24 protein-coding genes are annotated in these 24058 nt (G+C 68.3%); 18 read left to right on the top strand and 6 right to left on the bottom strand.

Annotated features, from left to right (window positions below):
• The first annotated feature begins 52 nt into the window (after positions 1 to 52).
• The 6 genes from AZC_RS02540 (at position 53) to AZC_RS02515 (ending at position 5343) form a co-directional block, all read left to right on the top strand.
• Positions 53 to 691, top strand: a complete 639-nt coding sequence (locus AZC_RS02540; RefSeq protein WP_043878811.1) for a thiamine phosphate synthase — start codon at positions 53 to 55, stop codon at positions 689 to 691.
• A gap of 14 nt (positions 692 to 705) precedes the next feature.
• Positions 706 to 1716 (top strand): tetratricopeptide repeat protein, encoded by a 1011-nt coding sequence (locus tag AZC_RS02535; protein ID WP_158304092.1) that lies wholly within the window; start codon positions 706 to 708, stop codon positions 1714 to 1716.
• A 95-nt stretch (positions 1717 to 1811) separates the two neighbouring features.
• Positions 1812 to 2600, top strand: a complete 789-nt coding sequence (locus tag AZC_RS02530; protein WP_012169029.1) for an inositol monophosphatase family protein — start codon at positions 1812 to 1814, stop codon at positions 2598 to 2600.
• A gap of 166 nt (positions 2601 to 2766) precedes the next feature.
• Positions 2767 to 3849 (top strand): hypothetical protein, encoded by a 1083-nt coding sequence (locus tag AZC_RS02525; RefSeq protein WP_012169028.1) that lies wholly within the window; start codon positions 2767 to 2769, stop codon positions 3847 to 3849.
• A 1-nt stretch (position 3850) separates the two neighbouring features.
• Positions 3851 to 4870 carry a peptidoglycan -binding protein gene (locus AZC_RS02520; RefSeq protein ID WP_012169027.1) on the top strand — a complete coding sequence of 340 codons (1020 nt, stop codon included), beginning with the start codon at positions 3851 to 3853 and terminating at the stop codon, positions 4868 to 4870.
• Positions 4867 to 5343, top strand: coding sequence for a GNAT family N-acetyltransferase (locus AZC_RS02515; protein ID WP_012169026.1), 477 nt, complete (start codon positions 4867 to 4869; stop codon positions 5341 to 5343). Before AZC_RS02520 ends, AZC_RS02515 begins: the two co-directional genes overlap by 4 nt.
• 319 nt (positions 5344 to 5662) lie before the next feature.
• Here AZC_RS02515 and AZC_RS02510 read toward each other — a convergent pair whose 3' ends face one another.
• Positions 5663 to 7468, bottom strand: a complete 1806-nt coding sequence (locus AZC_RS02510) for an ABC transporter transmembrane domain-containing protein (RefSeq protein ID WP_012169025.1) — start codon at positions 7466 to 7468, stop codon at positions 5663 to 5665.
• 95 nt (positions 7469 to 7563) lie between these two features.
• On the opposite strand from AZC_RS02510, the gene rpmE reads away from it, so the two are divergent.
• Positions 7564 to 7788 carry a 50S ribosomal protein L31 gene (gene rpmE, locus AZC_RS02505; RefSeq protein ID WP_012169024.1) on the top strand — a complete coding sequence of 75 codons (225 nt, stop codon included), beginning with the start codon at positions 7564 to 7566 and terminating at the stop codon, positions 7786 to 7788.
• Positions 7789 to 7997: 209 nt separating this feature from the next.
• Here the strand turns inward: rpmE and AZC_RS02500 are convergent, their stop codons facing one another.
• Entirely contained in the window at positions 7998 to 8495 is a 498-nt protein-coding gene (locus AZC_RS02500) for a DUF1465 family protein (protein WP_052285830.1), read from the bottom strand.
• A gap of 369 nt (positions 8496 to 8864) precedes the next feature.
• On the bottom strand, positions 8865 to 9050 hold the full coding sequence (locus tag AZC_RS02495; RefSeq protein WP_012169022.1) for a DUF1192 domain-containing protein: 186 nt from the start codon (positions 9048 to 9050) through the stop codon (positions 8865 to 8867).
• Between the two features lie 172 nt (positions 9051 to 9222).
• Between AZC_RS02495 and AZC_RS02490 the strand changes: the two genes are divergently transcribed.
• Entirely contained in the window at positions 9223 to 10227 is a 1005-nt protein-coding gene (locus AZC_RS02490) for an NAD(P)H-quinone oxidoreductase (protein ID WP_043878809.1), read from the top strand.
• Positions 10228 to 10439: 212 nt separating this feature from the next.
• The gene (locus tag AZC_RS02485; RefSeq protein WP_012169020.1) at positions 10440 to 13337 is read left to right on the top strand and encodes an EAL domain-containing protein; all 2898 of its coding nucleotides are present in this window, start codon (positions 10440 to 10442) and stop codon (positions 13335 to 13337) included.
• A 24-nt stretch (positions 13338 to 13361) separates the two neighbouring features.
• Here the strand turns inward: AZC_RS02485 and AZC_RS02480 are convergent, their stop codons facing one another.
• Entirely contained in the window at positions 13362 to 13979 is a 618-nt protein-coding gene (locus tag AZC_RS02480) for a YqgE/AlgH family protein (RefSeq protein ID WP_012169019.1), read from the bottom strand.
• A 193-nt stretch (positions 13980 to 14172) separates the two neighbouring features.
• On the opposite strand from AZC_RS02480, the gene AZC_RS02475 reads away from it, so the two are divergent.
• Positions 14173 to 15006 (top strand): protein-disulfide reductase DsbD domain-containing protein, encoded by an 834-nt coding sequence (locus AZC_RS02475; protein ID WP_043878808.1) that lies wholly within the window; start codon positions 14173 to 14175, stop codon positions 15004 to 15006.
• A 141-nt stretch (positions 15007 to 15147) separates the two neighbouring features.
• Positions 15148 to 15633 carry a peroxiredoxin gene (locus AZC_RS02470; protein WP_012169017.1) on the top strand — a complete coding sequence of 162 codons (486 nt, stop codon included), beginning with the start codon at positions 15148 to 15150 and terminating at the stop codon, positions 15631 to 15633.
• A gap of 71 nt (positions 15634 to 15704) precedes the next feature.
• Here the strand turns inward: AZC_RS02470 and AZC_RS02465 are convergent, their stop codons facing one another.
• Together AZC_RS02465 and AZC_RS02460 are read right to left on the bottom strand one after the other, a co-directional pair.
• Positions 15705 to 15974 (bottom strand): glycine zipper domain-containing protein, encoded by a 270-nt coding sequence (locus tag AZC_RS02465; RefSeq protein ID WP_012169016.1) that lies wholly within the window; start codon positions 15972 to 15974, stop codon positions 15705 to 15707.
• A gap of 297 nt (positions 15975 to 16271) precedes the next feature.
• A complete protein-coding gene (locus tag AZC_RS02460) occupies positions 16272 to 16646 on the bottom strand; it encodes a hypothetical protein (RefSeq protein ID WP_043878807.1) in 375 nt (124 codons plus the stop codon).
• A gap of 236 nt (positions 16647 to 16882) precedes the next feature.
• On the opposite strand from AZC_RS02460, the gene otsB reads away from it, so the two are divergent.
• The 7 genes from otsB to AZC_RS02425 all read left to right on the top strand — a co-directional run bounded on the left by otsB (position 16883) and on the right by AZC_RS02425 (position 24052).
• Positions 16883 to 17668: a trehalose-phosphatase gene (gene otsB / locus AZC_RS02455; protein WP_012169014.1), complete on the top strand. Its 786-nt coding sequence runs from the start codon at positions 16883 to 16885 to the stop codon at positions 17666 to 17668.
• A gap of 3 nt (positions 17669 to 17671) precedes the next feature.
• Positions 17672 to 19147: an alpha,alpha-trehalose-phosphate synthase (UDP-forming) gene (otsA, locus tag AZC_RS02450; RefSeq protein WP_012169013.1), complete on the top strand. Its 1476-nt coding sequence runs from the start codon at positions 17672 to 17674 to the stop codon at positions 19145 to 19147.
• A gap of 478 nt (positions 19148 to 19625) precedes the next feature.
• Complete coding sequence (locus tag AZC_RS02445) at positions 19626 to 20498, top strand: branched-chain amino acid ABC transporter permease (RefSeq protein ID WP_043878805.1); 873 nt, start codon at positions 19626 to 19628, stop codon at positions 20496 to 20498.
• Complete coding sequence (locus AZC_RS02440) at positions 20498 to 21337, top strand: branched-chain amino acid ABC transporter permease (RefSeq protein ID WP_012169011.1); 840 nt, start codon at positions 20498 to 20500, stop codon at positions 21335 to 21337. Before AZC_RS02445 ends, AZC_RS02440 begins: the two co-directional genes overlap by 1 nt.
• Positions 21334 to 22095, top strand: coding sequence for an ABC transporter ATP-binding protein (locus AZC_RS02435; RefSeq protein WP_012169010.1), 762 nt, complete (start codon positions 21334 to 21336; stop codon positions 22093 to 22095). Before AZC_RS02440 ends, AZC_RS02435 begins: the two co-directional genes overlap by 4 nt.
• A 5-nt stretch (positions 22096 to 22100) precedes the next feature.
• Positions 22101 to 22838, top strand: coding sequence for an ABC transporter ATP-binding protein (locus AZC_RS02430; RefSeq protein WP_012169009.1), 738 nt, complete (start codon positions 22101 to 22103; stop codon positions 22836 to 22838).
• A 38-nt stretch (positions 22839 to 22876) separates the two neighbouring features.
• Positions 22877 to 24052: an ABC transporter substrate-binding protein gene (locus AZC_RS02425; protein ID WP_012169008.1), complete on the top strand. Its 1176-nt coding sequence runs from the start codon at positions 22877 to 22879 to the stop codon at positions 24050 to 24052.
• The last annotated feature ends 6 nt before the right edge of the window (positions 24053 to 24058 follow it).

The raw sequence follows: 24058 nt of genomic DNA, 5'->3' as shown, positions 1-24058 counted from the left end.
CGAAAGGGCCGGGTGCCCCTCTTTCGCCTGCTTTCTGGCCGAACCCGTCATCATGCCCACAGAACCGGAAATCCCCCGCTGCCGCCTCATGCTCGTGCTTCCGCCCACCCTGTCGGCGGCGGAAGCCATCGCCTGCATGGGCGCGGGCGATGTCGCAGCGGTGATCGTCACGACCCCCGCCGGGGATGAAACCGCGGCCAAGGCCCAACTCTCGGAGCTCTGCACCGCGACGCAGGCCGCGGGCGTCGCCTTCCTTCTGGCCGACCGGGTGGAGCTGGCCTCCGACATCGGCGCCGACGGCGTTCACCTCGGCAGCTACGCCGCGCTCAAGCGCGCCCTGCCGGCAGTCAAGCCCGGCGGCATCGCCGGCATCGGCCTCGAAGGCCGGCACGAAGCGATGGAAGCGGGCGAAGCGGGCGCGGATTACGTGCTGTTCGGCGCGCGGGACGGCAGCGGCCCCATCGAGCCGGTGGTCGAACTGGTGAGCTGGTGGGCGGAAGTCTTCGAGGTGCCGTGCGTGGGCGTGGCGACCACGGTGGAGGATGCCCGCGCCATTGCGGTGGCGGGCGCCGATTTCGTGGCGCTGGCGGCCGTGCCCGCCGGTCCGGATGGTCCCGCACTCGTTGCGGACGTGGAGCGCGCCGTCGCCGCCGTGGACCGCACCGTGGCCGACGCCACGCCCAAGGCCTGAGTGGAAAACGCATGATGGATCGCGTGCTTCGTCTCCTGCGCCCGCTGCTTGGCATTGCGGCGGCCTCCGCCCTCAGTGTCGCCCTCGCCTTGCCGGCGGCGGCCCAGGATCCGAAGCCCGCCCAGAAGCCCGCTGCCAAGCCGGCGGCGAAACCCGCGGCCCCCAAGGCTCCGGTGAGCAGCCAGCCGGAAGACGCCGCTTATGGCGCCTACCAGCGCGGCCTCTATCTCGCCGCCTACAAGGAAGCCTCCGCCCGCGCCGCCGCCGGCCCGGATGCCGCCGCCGAGACGCTGCTGGGCGAGATCTATGCGCAGGGCTCCGGCGTGCCGCGCAGCCCGGCCAAGGCGGTGGAATGGTATCAAAAGGCCATCGACCACGGCTCCGAGCAGGCCGCCTTCTCGCTCGCCATGATGAACCTCATGGGCGACGGCATCCCCCGCGACCTCAAGAAGGCCGCGCAGTTGCTGGAAGTTGCCGCGAAGAAGGGCAACGCCTCGGCCGCCTACAATCTCGGCCTGCTCTATCTCCAGGGCGAGGCCATGCCGCAGGACTTCACACTCGCCGCCAAGTGGTTCCGGCAGGCCGCCGACGCGCAGGTGGCGGATGCGCAATACGCGCTCTCGGTGCTGCTGCGCCAGGGTAATGGCGTGCCGGCGGACAAGGATGCCGCCCTGAAGATGCTGGCCGCCGCCGCCGCGCAGGACCATGTGACGGCGCAGGTGGAATATGCCATCGCCATCTTCAACGGCGACGGCGTGCCCAAGGACGAGGCCAAGGCCGCAGCCCTGTTTAAGAAGGCGGCGCTCGCCGGCAATGCAATCGCGCAGAACCGCTATGCGCGTGTCCTCTCCGCCGGTCGCGGCGCGCCGCAGGACAAGGTCCGCGCCGCCGCGTGGCACATGCTTTCCAAGGCGCAAGGCCTTGGAGATCCTTATCTCGACGACTTCGTTGCCAAGCTCACGCCGGAAGAGCAGCAGAAGGCCACGGCGCTGGCCCACAAATGGATGGGCGAATCGCGGTCTTGACGTTGCCATGAGAGGGGGGCACACGGACGCTCCCCTTTTCGATTTGCCGGCAGCCGCGCCCTGGCTGCACAGGGCCTGCCAGGAAACACCCAGCCATGATCCGTTCTCCGCTCATCACCGTCATGGTCCAGGCCGTCCGCAAGGCGGGCCGGAACCTCGCCCGCGACTTTGGCGAGGTGGAGAACCTGCAGGTCTCGCTGAAGGGCCCGGCCAATTTCGTCTCCTCCGCCGACCGCAAGGCCGAAGAGACGCTCTATGCCGAACTCTCCCGCGCCCGTCCGGGCTACGGCTTCACCATGGAGGAGCGCGGCAAGGTCGAGGGGCAGGACGAGGCCAATGAATGGGTCATCGACCCGCTCGACGGCACGACGAACTTCCTGCACGGCATTCCCCTGTTCGCCATCTCGGTGGCGCTGGTGCGCAACGGCGTGCCGTTCGCGGGCGTGATCTTCAATCCGGTCACCGATGAGCTCTACGTCGCCGAGAAGGGCCAGGGCGCCTATCTCAACGACCGGCGCCTGCGCGTCGCCGCCCGCCGTAAGCTCGCCGACTGCGTGGTGGGCTGCGGTATTCCGCACCTCGGGCGCGGCGACCATAACAAGTTCCAGCGCGAACTCGCCCTCGTGCAGGGCCAGGTGGCCGGCGTGCGCCGCACCGGCGCTGCGGCCCTTGACCTTGCCTGGGTGGCGGCGGGCCGCTTCGATGCCTTCTGGGAACGCGACCTGTCCTCCTGGGACATGGCCGCCGGCATGATCCTCATCCGCGAGGCGGGTGGCTCGGTGACCGACCTCGACGGCCACGACAAGAGCCTTGAGAACGGCCACATCATCGCCGGTAATGCGGACATGCGGGAAGATCTCTTCCGCCTGCTCAAGAAGGCCTGAGCCCGCGCGACCGATTGCGGCGGCTGCGATCTACCTCCTGAGGCTGCGCCGGTCCTCATAATTGCTACAATTTTGGCTCCGGATGGCACATGGCGCTGTCATCCGGTTCCCTTTGCGCGTTGGTATGCCATAGTCCGAATCGCGGGGAAGAGTTGCGGGAGCGAGCATGACGCGGGCCGTCGATCCTTTCTTGAAAGTTTCGTCCCCTCGCATCTTCCTGGTGCGGATCATCGTGTTTTTGCTTCTGTGCGCGGCACTGGCGGCCGTGCTCTACAAGCAGATCGCCGCCGCCTTCATGAACAATCCGGGGCTCAACGGCGTCATCTTCGGCGTGCTGGCCATCGGCATCATCCTCGCCATCCGGCAGGTCTCGCGCCTGTTCCCGGAGGTGGAATGGGTGAATTCCTTCCGCCTCGCCGATCCCGGCCTTGCCGTCTCCCGCGCGCCGACCCTCCTTGCCCCCATGGCCGCGCTGCTGGGCGACCGCATGGGCCGCATGGCGATCTCCCAGTCGACCATGCGCTCGATCCTCGATTCGATCGGCACGCGCCTCGATGAAGCCCGCGACACGGCGCGCTATCTCACCGGCCTTCTCGTCTTCCTCGGCCTGCTCGGCACCTTCTGGGGCCTTCTGGAAACGGTCAGCTCCATCGGCGGCGTCATCGGCTCGCTGCAAGGCGGCGGCGACAGCGCCTCCATGCTGGAGGAGATGAAGTCCGGCCTCTCAGCGCCGCTGGCCGGCATGGGCATCTCATTCTCGTCCTCGCTGTTCGGTCTTGCCGGATCGCTGGTGTTGGGCTTCCTCGACCTTCAGGCCGGACAGGCGCAGAACCGCTTCTACACCGACCTTGAGGACTGGCTGTCCACCACGGTGCGCGACCTCGACGCGGAAGTCCCGAGCCGCGCGCCCGAAGTCCGGCCCGTGCCCATGGACCGCGAGGCCATCGACACCCGCCCGGTGGCCCAGCTTCTGCCGCCCCCCGCCCCCATCGATCTCGACCCGCTGGTGGAGGCCATGGGCCGGCTGGAGCGCACCATGACGGAAGCAGGCTCCCAGCGCGTCACCACTGCCGTCGCGCATCTGGCCGAAAGCCTTCAGGGCCTCGTCACCCACATGCGCACCGAGCAGGCGGTGCTGAAGCAACTCGTGGAGAGCCAGGGCGCCCAGCAGGCGGACATCCGCCGGGTGATCGAGCGGCTGGAGCGGGCGCTGAACGTGCCGGAAGACGCCGGCTCGGGGAGAGGCTGACATGGCCCTCGGCCGGCGCGGGCGCGACCGTCAGGTTGATTACTGGCCGGGCTTCGTGGACGCCCTGTCCACGCTGCTGCTGGTCTTCGTCTTCCTGCTCTCGGTCTTCATGGTCACGCAGTTCTTCCTGTCGCAGGACATTTCCGGCAAGGAGAACGTGCTCCAGCGCCTGCAGGCGCAGATCCGGCAGCTGACCGAACTGCTCTCGCTGGAACGGGCCACCGGCCAGAGCCAGGACAGCGAGCTTGCCGCCTTGCGCGCCAGCCTTCAGGCCACCGAGGCCGAGCGCGACCGCCTGAAGGCCGCCGCCGGCCCCGCGCCCACCGGACCCGATCCCTCCCGCGAGGCGGCCCTCGCCCGCGAAGTGGACATGCAGAAGGATGTCGCGAGCCGGGCGCTCGCCCAGATCGAGCTGCTGAACCAGCAGATCGCCGCCCTTCGACGGCAGATGGCGGCGCTGGAGGAGGCGCTGAACGTCTCCGAGAAGCGCGATCAGGAAAGCCAGACCAAGATCGCCGATCTCGGCAAGCGGCTGAACGTGGCGCTGGCCCAGCGCGTGCAGGAGCTGAGCCGCTTCCGCTCCGAATTCTTCGGCCGCCTGCGCGACATCCTCGGCAACCGGCCGGACATCCGCATCGTCGGCGACCGCTTCGTCTTCCAGTCGGAGGTCTTCTTCGACCGCGGATCGGCCACGCCCCGGCCCGAGGCGCTGGCGGAGCTGGACAAGCTCGCCTCCGCCATCCTTGAGCTGGAGCGGCAGATCCCGCCGGACATCAACTGGGCGCTGCGCATCGACGGCCACACAGACAGCCGGCCCATCTCGACCCCCCAGTTCCCCTCCAACTGGGAACTCTCCGCCGCCCGCGCCATCGCGGTGGCGCAGTATCTCATCTCCAAGGGCGTACAGCCCCGCCACCTCATCGCGGCAGGCTTCGGCGAATACCAGCCCATCGACACCGGCACCTCGGACGAGTCCATGGCGCGCAACCGCCGCATTGAGCTGAAGCTGACCGAGCGGTGAGCGACCACACGCCCAAGCCGTCCTTCCGCATCCGCCCCTTCGCGGAGGGCGACATGGCGGCGCTGGCCGATCTCTGGGTCGCCACCTGGGCCGCCACCATGCCGGACATCGATTTCGAGGCGCGGCGGCCCTGGTTCCTCGACCATTTCGCCAAGCTCCGGGCCGACGGCGCGCAGGTGCCGGTGGCGGAAACGCGGGATGGCACGCCGGTGGGCTTCGTCATCATCCACCCCACCACGCGCTATCTCGACCAACTGGCGGTCGCCCCCGCCCAGCGCGGCACGGGCGCTGCCGAGGCGCTGATGACGGCGGCGCGGGAGCTTTCGCCCGGCGGCATCGTGCTCGATGTCAACCAGGACAACGGCCGGGCCGTCGCGTTCTACGAGAAGCAGGGTCTGCGCATCACCTCCGCCAGCACCAACCCGATGTCCGGCCGCGCCATCTGGCGGATGGAATGGACGCCGGAGGTTTGAGGGCGGAAGGTCATAGCGGCTGAGCCCGGCTCATGATGGTGGTTGCCCGACCCGCACACCCTAAAGCCCCCCACCCCTGTGGGGGAGGGTTGGGAGGGGGATAGAACGGCCGCCGCCTGGAGCCCGACCGGCGAAAGCCGCGTGGTTCGCCTGAGGGCACGTGGAGTGGAGAGGGCATTACCCCCTCCCCGTCCCTCCCCCACAAGGGGGGAGGGGGCACGTGGCCTGGGCGTGGAGCGGGCGCCATGCGGCGGAGCGCGGAAGCGCCCGGTGTTGCCCGCCGGCGCTGATGTCGATCCGCCCTAAGCCAGCGCCGCTCTCAGGCGGCACTCGCGAATTGCAGAGCGGCGAGGCGGGCGTAGAGGCCGCCCTTCGCCACCAGTTCCGCATGCGTGCCCTGATCGACGATGCGCCCGTCCTCCATCACGAGGATGCGGTCGGCCGACAGCACCGTGGAGAGGCGGTGAGCGATGACCAGTGTGGTGCGCCCTTCCATGGAACGCTCCAGTGCCGTCTGAACCAGCGTTTCGCTTTCGGCATCGAGCGCGCTCGTCGCCTCATCCAGCAGCAGGATGGGGGCCGCCCGCAGGATGGCGCGGGCGATCACGATGCGCTGGCGCTGGCCGCCGGAGAGCGTCACGCCCCGCTCGCCCACCTTGGTGTCCCAGCCTTCGGGAAGGCGGACGACGAACTCGTCCACCAGCGCAGCGCGGCCCGCGGCTTCCACCTCGGCGTCCGATGCCTCGGGGCGGGCGAGGCGGATGTTCTCGCGCACCGTATCGGCGAAGATCGCCACTTCCTGCGGCACGAAGGCCATCTGGCGGCGCACCGCCACGGGATCGCAGGCGGCAATGTCCACGTCATCAAGGGCGATATGGCCGCCCTGCGGGTCGTAGAAGCGCTCCAGCAGTTGGAACACCGTGCTCTTGCCGGCACCGGAGGGGCCGACGAGGGCCACCCGCTCGCCGGGGGCCACGGTGAACGAAATGCCGTTGAGCGCCGGCAGGTCGGGGCGGGCGGGATAGGCAAAGCGCACGCTCTCGAAGCGGATGGCGCCCGAGATCCGGGCCGGCAGCGTCCTCGGCTGCGGGGGCGCCTTGACCGCCGGTTCGATGCGCAGCAACTCGCCGATGCGCTCGGCCGCACCGGCCGCGGCTGAAACCTCGCCCCACACTTGCGACAGCTCGCCGAGCGCGCTCGCCGCCAGCACCGCATAGAGCACGAACTGGCCGAGCTGGCCGGACGACATGGTGCCGGACATGACCGACTGGGCGCCGGTCCAGAGGATGGCGACGATGCTCGCAAAGACGAGGAAGATGCCGATGCCGGTCAGAATCGCCCGCGCACGGACGGCGCCCTGGGCGGCCTCGAAGGCCAGTTCCACCTCCCGGTCGAAACGCCGGCGGGCGGCGGGTTCGGCGGAGGAGGATTGCAGCGCGCGCATGGCGCCGGTCGCCTCCGAGGCATAAGCCGAGGCTTCCGCCAGCGCATCCTGCGCGGCGCGGGACTTCTTGCGCACCCCCCGCCCGGACGCGACGAGCGGCAGCACGATGATCGGGATCGCGACCAGCACCAGCGCGGAGAGGCGCGGGCTCGTCACCACCATCATCACCACCGCGCCGAGGAACAGCACCAGATTGCGCAGCGCCTGCGAGGCCGAGGCGCCCACGGCGGATTTGATCTGCGTGGTGTCGGCGGCAAGGCGCGAGGTGATCTCGCCGGCGCGCGACGTGTCGTAGAAGGCGCCGTCCAGCGTCGTCAGATGGGCAAAGACGGCGGTGCGCAGGTCCGCCACCACGCGCTCGCCCAGCGTCGTCACGAGGTAATAGCGGGCGGCGGAGGCGCCGGCCAGCACGCCCACCACCAGCACCAGCATGGCGAAGTAGCGGTCGATGAGGCCGGAATGGTCAGCGGCGAAGCCGAAGTCGATCATCCGCCGCACCGCCACCGGCATGGCGAGGGTGGCGACGGCGGCGAGGATGAGGGCCACCAGCGCCAGCGCGATGCGGGTGCGATACCGCAGCACATAGGGGAGGATGCGCCCCAGGGGGCGCAGGCTGCGGCGGGCGCGCGGGGCGCTCTCCGGCTTTCCTTCCACGGAAGGGGAGGTCTCGACTTGTCTCAACGCTGCCTCTCGGCTATAGACCCGCGACTTCCGGCAGGAAACGAATTCATACCGGTGCGGGGCCCTGGCTCGGCGCGGCGAGAAGGACGCAACTCATGAAAAGCGACATCCATCCCGATTATCACTTCATCAAGGTGGTGATGACGGACGGCACCGAGTACACGACGCGGTCGACCTTCGGCAAGGAGGGCGACACCCTGGCGCTCGATATCGACCCGCGCACCCACCCCGCGTGGACCGGCGGCACCCAGCAGCTGCTCGACCGCGGCGGTCGCGTTTCGCGCTTCAAGAACAAGTTCGGCGCCCTCCTGAAGGGCTGATCCGCCGGTTTTACCGGTGTGAGCCTGCCTCGGGCCGCGTAAAAAAGCCGGGTATCCATCGGATGCCCGGCTTTTTGCATTCGCACGTCCACGTGAGGCTGTCCCCAGCCGAGACCTTGCCCGAGCCGGGCGGCAGGGCGATTTGGTCGCACCCGGCGGGGCCGGATCACGGCAAACGGGAATGACGGCGGAAAGCGGAAGCCCTCCGGTTACGCGGGAGGCGAGGCGTCGTCGGAATTGGAGACGATCCGCAGGCGGGGCGTGCCCGAGCGCGGCGCCGGGACGGCGCTCTGGTGCTCCGGCGGGCGCTCGCCGCGCTCAAGGATATGCTCGGCCCGCGCCACGACGCGCAGGCGCAGAAGCTCCGCCTCGGCGCGCAGCGCCTTGAGGCCATCCGGCAGGCCGGAGCCGACAGCGCTGCGCCGGGGGCGCAGTTCGAGGGTTTCCGCTTCGTGATAGGCGTGGTCGAAGGTCATCTCGCCTTCCGCCACCGCACGCTCCATCAGCAGCCAGGCTGCCAGTTGCAGCAGCAGCGTGGTGAGTTCCCGCGCCTCGTCGTGATAGGCAAGGCGGGACGCCAGCGGCAATTCTTCCGAATAGGTGCGACCCGGCCCGCTCAGATAGGCACTGAGACGCGCCGCAAGGTCGAGACCGTCGCTGTACAGGGCAGCGAATGGCCCGGACCCAGGTTCGGCGGAGGCAGTCATACAAACTCCCATCCGGCGGACGACTGCCGCCGCTACGCTCTTCCCCCGCACCCACCGACATGGGCTTTCCGCCGGGCCGCCGCAAGCCCGGACAAAGCGCGCGAGCGCTAGCGTCCCCGGACGATGACCGCAACCTGGCGTGGCAGACGCACGCCTGCTGGAGAAATCCAGCCACAGCAAGACGGCACGAATCGGGCAGGAAACTCCGAGCCTTGCCCCATTGCCGCCGCAGGAGGCCCGAAACGCCGGGCGCGCCAACCCACGGCGGGCACAACCGGACGTCGCAGTCCCGAACCTGCGCCTTGCCTTCAGGAAAGCATGGCCGAGCGCGAGACCGCAAGCCACGCGGAGCGCCTGCCGCAGGCTCCGCTACAGCTTGAACACCGCGTCGGCGGCACTGCGCGACGCGCGCTTGGCCACCAGCGCCGCCTCCAGCCGGACGATCTCCTGCTTCAGCAATTCAATGCGGGCCTCGATCTCGTGCTCGGACAGACGGCTCACGTCCGCGCCCGGCGCGATCGGCGAAGGCGGCGGCGCGGGGCGATCGTCATCCATGTGAAATCTCCTGTGGGCCGGCGATCCGGTGCTCCGGCATTTTCACCCGAGGCCGGATGGGTTACCAGAGCGCCGAAGGCCGACATCCACCGGCCAGCCGCCGCGCGCCAGCGCGGAAGGCGCCTCAGGCGCACGGCATCATCCCTCGCCTTCCCCTTTTCGAGGAGCCGCCATGACCACGCCCCTGCCCGCCACCATGACCGCCATCACCATCCCGACCCCCGGCGGCCCGGAGGCCCTTGTGCCGGGCGAGCGTCCGGTGCCGCAGCCGGTGAAGGGTGAATTGCTGGTGAAGGTGAAAGCGGCCGGCGTGAATCGTCCGGACGTGATGCAGAGGAAGGGCCTCTATCCGCCGCCGGCCGGCGCCTCCGACATTCCCGGTCTCGAGATCGCCGGCACGGTGGTCGCGACGGGCCCGGAGACGCAGCGCTTCAAGGTGGGCGACCGCGTGTGCGCCCTCGTCACCGGGGGCGGCTATGCGGAATATTGCACCACCTCCGCCCTCACGGCCCTGCCCATTCCGGACGGCCTGTCCGCCACTGAGGCCGCGGCCCTGCCGGAAACCTTCTTCACGGTCTGGAGCAACGTGTTCGACCGCGGCCGCCTGCAGCCGGGCGAAGTGCTCCTCGTCCATGGCGGCACCAGCGGCATCGGCACGACGGCGATCCAGCTCGCCAAGGCCTTTGGTTCGAAGGTCTTCGTCACCGTGGGCTCGCCGGAGAAGTGCGAGGCGGCCCGCAAGCTCGGCGCGGATCTCGCCATCGACTACAACACCCAGGACTTCGTGGCCGAGGTGAAGAGCGCCACCGGCGGCAAGGGCGCCGACGTCATCCTCGACATGGTGGCCGGCGATTATATCGCCCGCAATTACGAGGCCGCGGCGGTGGATGGGCGCATCGTGCAGATCGCCTTCCAGAAGGGCTCGAAGGCCCAGGTGGACTTCATGCGCGTCATGCTGAAGCGCCTCACCCACACCGGCTCGACCCTGCGTTCCCGCCCCGTGGCCGACAAGGCCCTCATCGCACAGGCGCTGGAAGAGAAGGTGTGGCCGCTCATCGCCAAGGGCAGCGTGAAGCCGCTGATCGATGCCACCTTCCCGCTGAAGGAGGCGGCTGCCGCCCACGCGCACATGGAAGGCAGCACCCACATCGGCAAGATCGTTCTCACGATCGGGTGAACGAACCGCCCCCGGCTGGCCGAAGTGCCGCTTGGTCATGTGGAAAGCCGCTGGCAGGGCGGGCGCGAAGCCTTATGATGCCAGCGGCGGATGCCTTGCTCCGGCCGCACGCTGCGGCTAGAGCACGCGCCGGCTGGCGGGGCCCGTCCCGGCCGGCGGTGTTCCCCTGATCGCGGTTCGTCCCGGCGCCGGCCGGGGACGGAGGCTAGCTGTTGCGTTCCTTTCTTGCCTTCTGCCTGGTCCTGCTGGGCGCCCTGTCGCTGGCGGCTCCCTCGGCCTTTGCCGTGGATGCCGTCGCCGTGCGCCTCGACGCCAAGGTGACGGACCTGCTGCCGGCGGTGGAACGCCTGCACACGGACAATGAGCGCGTCCAGATTTCCACCGCGCCGGGCACGGACGGCATCGTGCGCCGCATCGAGGTGCGCTCCAGCGACGGCCAGCCGAATGCCAACTGGGTCGCCTTCGCACTCTCGAACAACACCGACGAGCAGGTCGACCGCCTCATCGTCGCGCCCTTCTATCGCATGGTGGGCTCCGGCCTGTTCTGGCCCGACCTCGGCAACCGCCGCGTCCTGTCCCTGACCCCGAGCCAGGGCTTCAAGCCCGAGCGGCAGAACGCGCCGGATGCCGACGTTTTCCTCGTGACGCTCGATCCCGGCACCACCGTCACCTTCGTCGCGGAACTGGCCGGCCCCAAGCTGCCGCAGCTCTATCTGTGGCAGCCGGACGCCTACAAGGACAAGGTGAACAGCTTCACCCTGTACCACGGCATCGTCATTGGCATCGCCGGCCTCCTCGCCCTCTTCCTCACCATCCTGTTCGTGGTGAAGGGCTCGGTGATGTTCCCCGCCGCCGCCGCACTCGCCTGGGCGGTGCTCGGCTATATCGGCCTCGACTTTTCCTTCTGGTCGAAGGTGTTCGGCCTCTCGCCCATCGCCGAGCAGTTCTGGCGGGCTTCCGGCGAGGCGGTGCTGACCGCGACCCTTCTGGTCTTCCTCTTCGCCTATCTGAACCTCAACCGCTGGCATGTGCGCTACATGCATGTGGCCGCCGGCTGGCTGGTCTTCCTCGCCGCCCTCGTCGCGGTGGCGCTGCTGGATGCGCCGGTCGCCGCTGGCATCGCCCGCCTCTCGCTTGCCATGGTGGCGGTCGCCGGCCTCTTGGTGGTGATCTGGCTCTCCCAGCACGGCTATGACCGGGCGGTGCTCATCATCCTCACCTGGATGCTGCTGGTGGTGTGGGTGGTGATGGCCGGCATGACGGTCACCGGCGTCGTCACCAACGATCTCGTCGCCCCGGCCTTGTCTGGCGGCCTTGTGCTCATCGTCATGCTCATCGGCTTCACGGTGATGCAGCACGCCTTTGCCGGCGTCGGCGCGGTGCAGGGCTCGGCGTCCGATCTGGAGCGCCGCGCGCTGGCGCTCGCCGGCTCGGGCTATATCGTCTGGGACTGGGATGTGGACAGCGACCGCATCTATGTCTCGCCGGAGGCGGAAGAGGCCCTCGGCCTCAAGCGCCACTCGCTGGAGACGGAAGCCGCCGGCTGGCTGGAGGTTCTGCACCCCGGCGACCGCGACCGCTTCCGCGCCACGCTGGATGGCATCATCGAGCAGCGGCGCGGCCGCATCGACCAGGATTTCCGCCTGCGCGCCATCGACGGCCATTACCTCACCTTCAACCTGCGCGCCCGGCCCGTGGTGGGCGCGGACGGCGAGGTGGTGCGCTGCATCGGCGTGCTCTCAGACGTGACCGGCGATCGCATCGCTGCCGAACGTCTGCTGCATGACGCGGTGCGCGACAATCTCACCGGCCTCGCCAATCGCGAGCTCTTCCTCGACCGGCTGGATCAGGCGCTCGCCTTCGCCAAGACCGACGAGAGCATCCGCCCGACGGTGATGATCATCGACATCGACCGCTTCAAGCAGGTCAATGTCTCGGTGGGCATGGCGGTGGGCGATTCCATCCTGCTCACGGTGGCCCGGCGCCTGATGCGGCTCCTGAAGCCGCAGGACACGCTTGCCCGCATCTCCGGCGACCAGTTCGGCCTGATCCTGCTCTCCGAGCGCGATCCCGAACGCATCACCACGTTCGCGGACACGCTGCGCCGCTCGCTGCGCGCGCCCATTTCCTTTGCCGAGCGGGAGATCTTCATCACCGCCTCCATCGGCCTCGTCCTCTCCAGCGCCGATCCCGGCAAGCGCGAGGATGTGCTGAAGAATGCCGAACTCGCCATGTTCTTCGCCAAGCGCATCGGCGGCGACCGCATCGAGGTGTTCCGGCCCGCCATGCGGCAGCAGAAGATCGACCGCACGTCGCTGGAAAGCGACCTGCGGCGGGCGCTGGAGCGGGACGAGATCACCGTGCGCTACCAGCCGGTGGTGCGCCTGCACGACCGGGCCATCGGCGGCTTCGAGGCCTTCATGCGCTGGAAGCACCCGAGCCTCGGCGAACTGGCGGCGGCGGACTTCCTGCACGTGGCGGAAGAATCCGGCGTCATTCTTGAGCTCGGGCTGTTCGTGCTGGAGCGGGCCGCCCGTCAGCTCGGCCAGTGGCAGCGGATCCTCAAGGTCGACCCGCCACTGTTCATGACGGTCAACGTCTCCTCCCGCCAGTTGCTGCGGCACGATCTCATCCAGGACCTGAAGTCGGTTCTGGCGCGCAATGTGGTGGAGCCAGGCTCGCTGAAGCTGGAGGTGACCGAAGCCCTCGCCATGGAGAATCCGGAATACTCTGCCGTGATGCTCCAGCGCATGCGCGATCTCGGCGCCGGCCTGGTGATGGACGATTTCGGCGTCGGACAGTCCTCGCTCGCCTATCTGCCCCGCCTGCCGTTCGACGCCATCAAGATCGACAACCGCTTCATCCGCAACACGGTGAAGGGCTCCGTGCGGGCGGCGCGGCCGATCATCGTCGGCTCCATGATCGAGCTCGCCCACCAGCTCGGCATCGAGGTCATGTCGGAAGGGCTGGAGCGGGAGCAGGAAGCGGCCGAACTCGGCCGGCTCGGCTGCGAATATGGTCAGGGCACGCTGTTCGGCGAGCCCCTCACGGCCGAGGAATGCCGCGCGCTGCTGGAGCCCTCGCCCGCCGAGGCCCGCCGCCGGGCCTAACCCCTCAGGCCGTCGTCACGCCCCTCAGGCGTGGCCGGCGTCCGTGGACAGCATGCCCGGATGCACGCCGAGCTTGCGCAGTGCGAGATCGTATTTGGCGTCCACGCTCTCGCCGAAGATCAGTTCCGGGTCGGCCGGGCAGTGCAGCCAGCCGTTCGCCTGGATCTCCGTTTCGAGCTGCCCCGGAGCCCATCCCGCATAGCCGAGCGCCAGCACCGCGCTCTCCGGCCCCTGCCCGCCCGCGATCGCCTTCAGGATGTCGAGGGAAGCGGTGAGGCAGATGCCGTTGTCGATCGGCAGCGTGGCATTCTCGAGGAAGAAGTCCGACGAGTGCAGCACGAAGCCGCGTCCGGTCTCCACCGGGCCGCCGCGCAGCACCTTCACCAGCTCCGCGCGCGGCGGGAGCTGGATGCGCTTGGTGGCTGGCACCACGTCCAGCTGCACCAGCAGGTCGCCGAAATCGATATGGGTTGCCGGCTGGTTCACCACGATGCCCATGGCGCCTTCGGCGGAATGGGCGCAGATGTAAACCAGCGCACGGTTGAAACGTTCATCGCGCATGCTGGGCATGGCGATGAGCATCTGCCCGTCCAGGAAGTCGCCCGGACCGCGGGGTGATGAAATCGTGCGGTCAGCCATCATCGGGTCAGCGTACCTCGCAACGCCGGGTTTGGGAACGGACCCTGCGCACGCTCACACCAAGGTGCGGAGCGATTACCCGGCCGCGGAGCCGCCCGGCGCCTTCGCTCCCAGCGCCTCCAGTCATTGGCGTCACGGGAATTTGCGCACCGTGGCCTTTACGATGCGCCGGTCTCCGCGATAGCGCAGAGGCATGATGATCAGCCGCCGCGCCCTCCTCCAGTCCGCCGCCCTCGCCGCCGCCGTGCCGCTGGCGCAGCGGGCGGCGGCCGCGCCGCTGAGCCGGCCGGTGCAGGACCCAAACGCCCAGACCCGCCTCATCGCCGGCCCGGCGCAGGATGGGGTGGTCCAGGCCGGACTGGAGATGGTGCTGGCGCCGGGCTGGAAGACCTACTGGCGCTATCCGGGCGACAGCGGCGTGCCGCCGCGCTTCGACTGGAGCGGCTCGAAGAATGTCGCGGACGTCACCGTGCTGTGGCCGGCGCCCCATGTCTTTCCCGACGGGTCCGGCGGATCGTCCATCGGCTACAAGGGCCGCGTGCTCCTGCCGCTCGTGGTGCGCCTGAAGAACCCGGCCGACCCGGCCGAACTGGACCTCGCACTGGATTTCGCCGTCTGCCAGTCCCTGTGCGTCCCGGCGGATGCGCGTCTCAGCGTGCCGCTTCCCGGTACCGAGGCCGAAGCGCCCGCACTCACGGAAGCGCGGGCGGAAGTTCCGGTGGCAACACCCTTCGGTGCCGGCAGTGGGCCGGCAGTGCTGAAGGTGGAACGGGACGCCGGGACGACCCCGCCCCGCCTCATCATCACGGCACGGGCCTCTGCGGAGGCCGTGCTCCTGGTGGAGGGGCCGGATGACACCTGGGCCCTGCCCATTCCCGAACGCCAGCCCGCCGCCGGCGAGACAGTGCGCTTCACCCTGCCGCTGCTCGGCGTTCCGTCCGATGCGCGGCTGCCCGGCAACAAGCTGACGCTGACGCTTGTGGACGGGGCGAAGGCCATCGAAACCACGACAGCGATTCCCGGCGCCTGAGGCGCCGATTGGCGCTTTCCTTGCGGTCAAAACGACCTATTCTCCGCTGCGCCGGCCAAGCCCGGCCCGCCTCCGGCGCACGGCCGGACGGCGCCAGATCGGCGACGCTCCAAAGGGGCCGCCCAACCAGCGGAGTTCGAGATGCCCATTCAGGTCGGCGACAGCCTGCCCAACGTCACCTTCCGCGTGTCCACGTCCGATGGCCCGGTGCCGAAGACCACCGATGAGGTCTTCAAGGGCAAGCGCGTGGTTCTCTTCGCGGTGCCCGGCGCCTTCACGCCCACCTGCCACAAGAACCACCTGCCGGGCTACGTCTCCCGCGCCGAGGAGATCAAGGCCAAGAACATCGACACCATCGCCGTGGTGTCCGTGAACGACCCCTTCGTCATGGGCGCCTGGGAGCAGGCCTCCGGCGCGGACGGCAAGGTGCTCTTCCTCTCCGATGGCAATGGCGACTTCGCCAAGGCGCTCGACCTGTTCTTCGACGGGTCGGCGGTGGGCCTCGGCCTGCGCTCGAAGCGCTATTCCATGCTGGTGGAAGACGGCGTGGTGAAGGTGCTGAACGTCGAGGACGTGCCCTCGAAGGCCGACGCCTCGTCCGCCCAGGCCCTGCTGGCCCAGATCTGAGCCATCGAGGCTCACAAAAACGACGGGGCGCCGAAGCGCCCCGTCTCGAACCTTGAAGTGACCCTGTCGAATCAGGGGCAGCGCACCTGATAGGCATTGCCGTAGGCGTCGCGCGCCCAGCAGGCGTTCGGCGTGGTCGCCGCGCCCACAACTGCACCCGTCGCCGCACCCAGAGCGCCGCCGACGAGCGCGCCCGTGGCATTGCCCGTGGCCGCGCCACCGATCAGGGCGCCGGCACCGGCACCCAGCAGACCGCCGCCCACGGCGCGATCCGATTCCGAATACTGGCTGCAGCCGGCGAGGGCCAACGCGGCAGCGACGACGATCACAGCACCCTTCATGACTTTACTCCTTCGGCGTTCCCGGCGCGGCCGGCTTGCTCATTGCCCGTATCACATCGGCCCGCGCAATGCGCCGACCTGACCTCCCTTCGGATACCCGTCCCGCAGGTCGCCGCGAAGCGCCATCGTGACATGACCCGATCCCGAGCTAACCATAAGTCAGCCGGAGGATGAAACACCGCAACGCGCATGGCCGTTCCGAAGCTTCATCCGGGCTGTGGGACATCAACTTCACAATCAAGTGCGTTTTGTGACGGCGCGTAACCGCCACGCCGTCGGATGATGTCCCCGCAAACCTCAGCGGCGGCGGTCGGAACCGGAGAAGGCGAACAGCAGCGCGCCCACGGTGAGGCCGACCGCCGCAGCGGCAACCACCGCACGCCCGGGGTTCTCAGCCACCACACGCTCGGCGCGGTGGGCCGTGCGCGCGAGATGCTCGGCGGCCGCACGTCCACCCTCGCGGGCCATGCTCAGGCCATTGGACGCCAGATAGCTCGCCTGATCCTCGGCGGCGTCGAACATCCGGCCGGCATAGCGGGCCGCCTGCCGGCGCGGGCCGCGGGAGCGATCCTCGGCAGCCTCGGCCAGAGCTTCGCCGAGGCGGACGACGTCCGCCTTCAGGGCGTCGAGCTGGCGGGAGATGTCGTTGGCGTGGGATCCGTGTCCAAACATGGCTGAAGTCTCCTTGTGTCTCGCCGGAAAAACGCGGCGGCACGGCGGAGGTTCCCGCGACGGCTCAGCTTGAAATGACTCAGATGAAACGGGCGCGCCAGCATCGGCTGACTCACCCCGCAGCACACGGCTCGACATGACGTTCGATCATCTGTGGCGAAAGCGCGGAGAAGTTTTGGGGGAACCTTGGCGGAGGCGTCACGTTACCCGAACAGGCTTATTCCCACGAGGCTTTCATGCATGTTACTTCGGTACCGAAGGAAGAAGGCCGTCCGTCGCGACCTGATGCGGTGCGTCTGTTTGACCCGCGCACTTGTGCCTTCTTCCTCGATGTGGACGGAACACTGATCGACATCGCCATCCATCCCGATGCGGTGACCGTGCCGAGCGGGCTCCTGACCACGCTCGGAACCCTGAAGACCGCCGCCGATGGTGCGCTCGCCCTGGTCAGCGGCCGCACGGTCGCCGGGCTCGACGCCCTCTTCTCGCCCCTGAAACTGGCGGCCGCCGGCGTCCATGGCGGCGAGATCCGCCTCACGCCCGAGGCGCCTGTTGCCCAGCAGAGCGCCACGCTGCCGGCGGAGACCGGAACGCGCATCAGCCGTCTGGCGCGCGATCTCGACGGCGTGCTGATGGAGGACAAGGGCAGCAGCATCGCGGTTCATTACCGCCTCGCCCCGCAGATCGGCCCCGACCTCCAGATCGCGCTGGAGCAGATCGTCACTGATTATCCCGGCCTGTCCCTGCTGCCGGGCCGGCTCGTGTTCGAGGTGAAGCGCGCCGGCTGCGACAAGGGCGTGGCGGTGCGCCAGTTCATGGCGGCGCCGGGCTTTGCGGGGCGAACCCCCGTTTTCATCGGCGACGACGTGACGGACGAGGCCGCCTTCGCTGCCGTCTCGCAGATGGGCGGCATCGCCGTCTCCGTCGGCCGCAACCTTCCCGTCGCCGATCTGGTGCTGCCCGAAGCGCAGGACGTGCGCGCCCTGCTCGCCACCCTTGTCGCCCAACAGCCGGAGGAGTGACCCGTGTCGCGCTTGATCGTCGTCTCCAATCGCGTTGCCGTCCCCGAGGCAGGCAAGGTCTCCGCCGGCGGACTGGCCGTCGCCGTGAATGCGGCGCTCAAGGAGCGCTCGGGCATCTGGTTCGGCTGGAGCGGCAAGATCACCGAGCAGCCCTCCGACCAGCCCGCGATTTCCATGCGGAACGGCGTGAAATATGCCGTGGTGGACCTCAAGGAGGATGACTACCAGGAATATTACAACGGCTTCGCCAACCGGGTGCTGTGGCCGATCCTGCATTACCGCGTGGATCTGGCGGAGTTCGTGCGCTCGGACCTGTCCGGCTACATCCGGGTCAACAAAAACTTCGCCGAGCACGTCTCCAAGATCATCGAGGAAGACGACATCATCTGGGTCCACGACTATCACATGATGCCGCTGGCCCGGTATCTGCGGGAGCGCGGGCACAAGAACCGCATCGGCTTCTTTTTGCACATCCCCCTGCCGCCGCCCGACCTCATCCAGGCCCTGCCGCGACACGGCGAGATCGTCGGCTCGCTGGTGCATTACGATCTCGTCGGCTTCCAGACCGAGAGCGACAGGGACAATTTCGGCCGCTATCTGGAAGGCCGCGGGGCACGCCCCGGCAATGACGGCACCTCCTATGAGATCGCCGGCCGCCGTGTGCGCATCGGCGCCTTCCCCGTCGCCATCGAGACGGAGAGCTTCGCCCGCCGCGCCCGCCACGCCATGCGCACCAATTTCATGAAGGATTTCCGTGCCAGCCTCACCGGCAAGAAGATGGTGCTGGGGGTGGACAGGCTCGATTATTCCAAGGGCATCCCGAACCGCCTGGAAGCCTTCGAGACGCTGCTGCGCACCGCCCCGGAATGGCACGAGCGCGTGACCTTCGTGCAGATCACGCCCAAGAGCCGGACCTCCGTGCCGGAATATGCGGAGATGGACCGCTATGTCTCCACCAAGGCGGGACAGATCAATGGCGAATTCGGCGACGTCTCGTGGACGCCGCTGCGCTATGTGAACAAGACCTATTCCCGCTCAGCCCTCGCCGGCCTCTACCGGGCAGCGGACGTGGCCATGGTGACGCCGCTGCGCGACGGCATGAACCTCGTCGCCAAGGAATTCGTAGCCGCGCAGGATCCGGAGGACCCCGGCGTGCTGCTGCTCTCGCAGTTTGCCGGGGCGGCGGCCGAGATGGGCGGCGGTGCGCTCATGGTGAACCCGCACGAGGTGGAAGGCGTCGCCTCGGCGCTCCGCCGTGCGCTGGAGATGCCGCTCGCGGAACGCCGGGATCGCCACGCGCGGATGATGACCGTGCTCAACACCAACACCATCGATCATTGGGCGCAGAACTTCCTTGATGCCCTCACCGACCCGCCGGCGCTCGACGCTTTATTGAGCGCGCGATCCAATGGGTTACGACCCTCGGCCCCTGCCTGCCTGATGGACTGGCAGGGGCTGCATCGCGCTCAGGATCTGTAGCGCACCCCTCTCGTACTCGACGTGAAGTGGCGGAGCGCAGACGCCGTCGTGCGGACGGCGCCGCTCCGCATCCGTATTTCTTGTGACGGTGCAGGCTCGGCGAGCGGCGGCGCGCACGGCGAGGCACCCTTCGTCTCGTTTTCGGGCCGACACCTGACGCCCGCTGAAGCGCATCCATCGCACATCACGGAATCACCACCCGCCCCAGCGCGCCAGCTCCGGAGGCTCCAGCCCCCTCGGACCGACCGTTGCCGCGTGTCCCCCGCTCCCTCTTGGGACCGCGGGCCTAAAAGCGCGCCACTCCCCCCTCCCTAACGTCAATGCCCGCAAGGCGGAGACGGCTCTGCCCGTCCCGGAGGCTGAAATCCGCCTGAAATTTCAGCTTGACCGGACGCGACAATTAGCTTTGCTTGTTACCTAAATTACTTGCATTCCTGCGGCGGCGATGACCGCCGCGCGGAGAGGGGCCGCGCCGTCCATGCTGACGCAGCAGATCATCAACGGCCTGATGCTCGGTGCCATCTACATGCTCGTGGCAGTGGCCTTCACCCTTGCCATCGGCGTCCTGAACTTTCTCAACTTCTCGCTTCCTGGCCTGTTCATGCTGGGCGGCATGGCGGCCTTCGGCTTCCTGAAGCTCGGCTGGCCCTTTCTGGTAGCGGCGGGCGGCGCGCTGCTGATCGCCGCCTTCGTGTCCCTGCTGGTGGAGCGCCTCGCCTACCGCCGCATGCAAGGTGGCGATCCGGAAGTGCCGCTCGTCTCCTCGCTCGGCTTCCTGGTGCTGCTGGAGAACCTCGTCCTCATCCGCTACGGGTCGGACCAACAGGCCTTCCCTGCCTTGTTCCCCGATATGAACCTGCGCATCGGCGGCCTCGTCGTCGGCATCGCGCAGATGGTGTCGCTCGCCATCTCGCTGGCGCTGGTGGCCTGGCTCTCCTGGTTCCTGCGCACCACGAATACCGGGCGCCGCATCCGCACGGTGGCGGAGAGCCGCGAGACCGCGCTGCTCATGGGCATCAACATCCAGAGCCTCGTGCCGCAGCTCTTCGTGGCCAGCGCGCTGCTGGCTGCGCTCGGCGGACTGCTGTTCGCGGTCAATTACCAGCAGGTGTCGCCCTTCATGGGTGAGGGCATCGGCTTCAAGGGCGTCGCCGCCATGATCATCGGCGGCATGGGCTCCATCTGGGGCGCGGTCATCGGTGGCCTGCTGATCGGCCTCGCCGAGGTGCTTTCCATCAGTCTCATCGGTGCGGATGTGGTGAACATCACTGTGTACGGCTTGCTGCTCGCCATCCTGATCCTGCGACCGCAAGGTCTCTTCGGCCGGCCGCCGGCGCGGGAGAAGCTGTGATGAGCGGCTATCTCACCGGCGTCCTCGTCGTCCTCTCCTTCAACATCATGGCGGCCTATGCGGTGTATCTGCCGCTCGCCGCCGGCCAGCTCAATCTCGGCATCGCCGGCTTCATGGCGATCGGCGCCTATGCGGCGGCCTATCTCACCAATGAACTCGGCTGGTCGCTCTGGACCGCCATTCCCGCTGGCAGCGCGGCGGCCGGCCTCGTGGGGCTCATCATCGGCATCCCGGTGCTGCGCACCCATGGCATCTATCTGGCGTTGGCCACCTTCGCGCTGGGCCAGGTGATCGCGGCGATCTTCCTCAATCTCGACGTGGTGGGCGCCGCCGCCGGCTATCCGGTGGCGACCTATGCCGCTCCGCCCGTGGTGTTCGCCGCCACGGCGGGCGTCGTGCTCGTCATGCTGCTGCTCTCGCGCACCCGCTATGCCCTTTATCTCACCGCCGTGAAGAGCGATCCCACGGTGGCCGATCTCATGGGCATCTCGGTGCGCGGCATCCAGGTCTCCGCCTTCGCGCTCGGCGCGGCGGTGGCCGGCTTCGGCGGCGCCTTCTACGCGCACCATTACAGCTTCATCGAAGCCCAGCACTTCAACGTGCTGCTCTCGGTCTTCACCGTCCTCTATGTGCTGTTCGGCGGCGTGCAGACGGTGTGGGGGCCGCTCGCCGGCGCCATCTTCTTCACCCTCGTGCCGGAAGTGCTGCGGGCCTCCGATCAGTGGCGCTATGCGCTCTTCGCCTTCTTCATCATCATCTTCATGGCGCTGCGTCCGCAGGGGCTGGTCACCGCTTCGCTCTTCCGCGTGTTCCGCCGCAAGCCGGGAGCCGCCGCATGAGCACGCCGGCACTCGTCCTCTCCGGCCTCGAGAAGTCCTTCGCCGGGGTGCGAGCCATCCGCAACCTGTCCTTCACCGTGCCCAAGGGCCGCGCCACGGCCCTGATCGGCCCCAACGGCGCGGGCAAGACCACGGTCTTCAATCTGGTCAGCGGCGTCTATGGCGTGGACGGCGGGTCCATCCATGTGAACGGCACGGACGTCACGCGCCTGCCCTCCCGCCGCCGCATCCGTGCGGGCGTCGCGCGCTCGTTCCAGAACATCCGCCTGATGCCGCACCTCTCGGTGCTGGAGAACCTGCTGGTGGGCCAGCATGTGCGGGCTTCCTCGCTCGCCGCGCTGCTCACGCCCTACCGGATCATTCCCAACCATCGCTGGAAGCGCGAGGCCCGCGCAGCGCTGGAGGAAAGCGGCCTTGGCCAGTATGCGGACGAGACCGTGGGCGCGCTGCCCTATGGCGTGCGCAAGCGCATCGATCTCGTGCGTGCGACGCTCGCCGGTGCCGACGTGCTGATGCTGGACGAGCCGGCCGCCGGCCTCAATCCGAGCGAGACCAACGCGCTGCGCGATCATCTCAACGCCCTCGCGGCGCGCGGGCTGACGTTGCTCATCGTCGAGCACGACATGCATTTCGTGGACAGCATCTGCGAAAATGTGGTGGTGCTCAATTTCGGCGAGAAGATCGCCGAGGGGCGGCTCTCGGACGTGCGCAAGGATCCGAAGGTCCGCGAGGCCTATATCGGCACGGACGAGGAGTGAGGGGCATGGCGCTGCTCGAAGTCTCCGGCCTCGAAGTCGCCTATGGCCGCGTCAACGCGCTGCGGGGCGTGGACCTGCGGGTGGAGGAAGGCCAGATCGTCACCGTGCTCGGCGCGAACGGCGCGGGCAAGAGTACTCTGCTCCGGGCCATCCTCGGCGCCGTGCCTCCGAAGGCCGGCGGCATCGCCTTCGCCGGCCGCGACGTGACGCGCGAGCCGCCGCACGCCCGCATTGGCGGCGGCCTCGTGCTGGTGCCGGAAGGCCGGCGCATCCTCATCTCGCTCTCGGTGGAGGAAAACCTGCTGCTGGGCGCCCACATGCGCGCCGACACGCAGAAGGTGCGAACGGAGATGGACGCCATCTACGATCGCTTCCCCAATCTGGCGGAGCGGCGGCACATGCTCGCCTCCTGCCTCTCGGGCGGCGAGCAGCAGATGCTGGCCATCGGCCGCGCCATGCTGGCGAAACCCCGGCTCATGATGCTCGACGAGCCCTCGCTGGGGCTCTCGCCCCTCTTCGTCTCGAAACTGTTCGACCTCATCCGCGAACTGAACCGCGACGGCCTGTCGGTGCTGCTGGTGGAGCAGAACACCGGCAAGGCGCTCGCCTGCGCCCATCATGCGACCGTTCTGGAGCTCGGCCGGGTGGTGATGGCGGGCGATCCCGCGACGCTCGCCGCCGATCCGCGCCTGCAGGAAGCCTATCTCGGCGAGGGCAGCCACGCCCAAGCCCAACACGCGTAAACGCGCTGACGATCATCTTTTCAGAAGGAGCCCGGTTCATGAAGAAGTCGCTGGTTTTCGGTGCAACGCTTCTCGCAGCCGTCTCGGCGGCCGCCATGGCCCGCGCGGCCGACGATGAGCTGGTGCTCGGTTACATGATGGCCAAGAGCGGCCCTTATGTGAGCCTCGCCAACACCAACGAGATCGCGGTCGATCTCGCTGTGGAGGAGATCAACGCCAAGGGCGGGATCAACGGCAAGAAGATCAAGGTGGTGAAGTTCGACACCGCCGGCGATCCCAAGCAGGCCACCACCGCGCTCCGCCGCTTTGCGGAGGACGATTCCGCGCTCGCCGTCATCGGCCCGTTCTCCTCCTCCGAGGTGCGCACCACCTTCCCCGTGGGCGAGCGCTCCGGCATCGCGCAGATGTCCATGGCCTCCTCGGCCCCCGGCCTCACCAAGGGCTTCTCCTACGGCTTCCGCAACACCACGGACGAGGGCATCGTCCTCGACCAGGTAATGACGTCCATCAAGGACAAGAAGCTGCCCGCCGCTTCCGGTGCCGCCGCCTATGCCACGGACGACGTGGTGTCGAAGTCCATCGGCACCCTCGTGGTGCCCAAGCTGTTCGAGAAGTATTCCGTGCCCATGAAGGGCTCGGTGGACTTCCAGCTCGCCGCCTTCGACCTCTCCCCGCAGGTTTCCAAGCTTAAGGAGATGGCCCCCGACATCGTCGGCCTCGGCTCGCCGCCGGAAGGCGCGGTGAACCTCGCCAAGGAGCTGAAGCGCCAGGGCGTCTCCACCCGCGTCATCGGCGGCACCACCATCGCCGATCCCGAACTGCCCAAGCGCATGGACGGCGCGGGCGAGAACCTCACCATCGGCACCACCTTCTTCCCCGAGGTGAACGACAAGACCAAGGCCTTCGCCGCCGAATTCGGCAAGCGCACCAAGGCCGCCGGCCTGCCGCGCACCGAGCCGAACCAGATGGACGCCGCCGTCTATGACATCGTCTATCTCTATGCAGAGGCGATGAAGCGCGCCGCCGTGACCGGGGACAAGGCCAAGCTCGTGGCCGAGCGCACGGGCGTGCGCGACGCGCTCGCCAAGATGAAGGATTTCGAGGCCCTCGAGGGCAAGATCTCCTTCCGTGACGGCGATGCGGTGAAGCCGGTCTACATTCTCGAGGTCAAGGGCGGAAAGTGGACCTTGCTGGACACCCGCATGCCTGAATAAGGCATA

The organism is Azorhizobium caulinodans ORS 571, assembly GCF_000010525.1.
Classification (GTDB): Bacteria; Pseudomonadota; Alphaproteobacteria; order Rhizobiales; family Xanthobacteraceae; genus Azorhizobium; species Azorhizobium caulinodans.
Note: the sequence above shows the minus strand (reverse complement) of the source record. Positions and strands in the feature narration are given on the sequence as shown.

Bases quoted from the DNA above. Each gene is read 5' to 3' on its own strand.
- AZC_RS02540 (WP_043878811.1), top strand. From the start codon at position 53: ATGCCCACAGAACCGGAAATCCCCCGCTGCCGCCTCATGCTCGTGCTT.
- AZC_RS02535 (WP_158304092.1), top strand. From the start codon at position 706: ATGGATCGCGTGCTTCGTCTCCTGCGCCCGCTGCTTGGCATTGCGGCG.
- AZC_RS02530 (WP_012169029.1), top strand. From the start codon at position 1,812: ATGATCCGTTCTCCGCTCATCACCGTCATGGTCCAGGCCGTCCGCAAG.
- AZC_RS02525 (WP_012169028.1), top strand. From the start codon at position 2,767: ATGACGCGGGCCGTCGATCCTTTCTTGAAAGTTTCGTCCCCTCGCATC.
- AZC_RS02520 (WP_012169027.1), top strand. From the start codon at position 3,851: ATGGCCCTCGGCCGGCGCGGGCGCGACCGTCAGGTTGATTACTGGCCG.
- rpmE (WP_012169024.1), top strand. From the start codon at position 7,564: ATGAAAAGCGACATCCATCCCGATTATCACTTCATCAAGGTGGTGATG.
- AZC_RS02500 (WP_052285830.1), bottom strand. From the start codon at position 8,495: ATGACTGCCTCCGCCGAACCTGGGTCCGGGCCATTCGCTGCCCTGTAC.
- AZC_RS02495 (WP_012169022.1), bottom strand. From the start codon at position 9,050: ATGGATGACGATCGCCCCGCGCCGCCGCCTTCGCCGATCGCGCCGGGC.
- AZC_RS02490 (WP_043878809.1), top strand. From the start codon at position 9,223: ATGACCACGCCCCTGCCCGCCACCATGACCGCCATCACCATCCCGACC.
- AZC_RS02480 (WP_012169019.1), bottom strand. From the start codon at position 13,979: ATGATGGCTGACCGCACGATTTCATCACCCCGCGGTCCGGGCGACTTC.
- AZC_RS02475 (WP_043878808.1), top strand. From the start codon at position 14,173: ATGATCAGCCGCCGCGCCCTCCTCCAGTCCGCCGCCCTCGCCGCCGCC.
- AZC_RS02470 (WP_012169017.1), top strand. From the start codon at position 15,148: ATGCCCATTCAGGTCGGCGACAGCCTGCCCAACGTCACCTTCCGCGTG.
- AZC_RS02465 (WP_012169016.1), bottom strand. From the start codon at position 15,974: ATGAAGGGTGCTGTGATCGTCGTCGCTGCCGCGTTGGCCCTCGCCGGC.
- AZC_RS02460 (WP_043878807.1), bottom strand. From the start codon at position 16,646: ATGTTTGGACACGGATCCCACGCCAACGACATCTCCCGCCAGCTCGAC.
- otsB (WP_012169014.1), top strand. From the start codon at position 16,883: ATGCATGTTACTTCGGTACCGAAGGAAGAAGGCCGTCCGTCGCGACCT.
- AZC_RS02445 (WP_043878805.1), top strand. From the start codon at position 19,626: ATGCTGACGCAGCAGATCATCAACGGCCTGATGCTCGGTGCCATCTAC.
- AZC_RS02440 (WP_012169011.1), top strand. From the start codon at position 20,498: ATGAGCGGCTATCTCACCGGCGTCCTCGTCGTCCTCTCCTTCAACATC.
- AZC_RS02435 (WP_012169010.1), top strand. From the start codon at position 21,334: ATGAGCACGCCGGCACTCGTCCTCTCCGGCCTCGAGAAGTCCTTCGCC.
- AZC_RS02430 (WP_012169009.1), top strand. From the start codon at position 22,101: ATGGCGCTGCTCGAAGTCTCCGGCCTCGAAGTCGCCTATGGCCGCGTC.
- AZC_RS02425 (WP_012169008.1), top strand. From the start codon at position 22,877: ATGAAGAAGTCGCTGGTTTTCGGTGCAACGCTTCTCGCAGCCGTCTCG.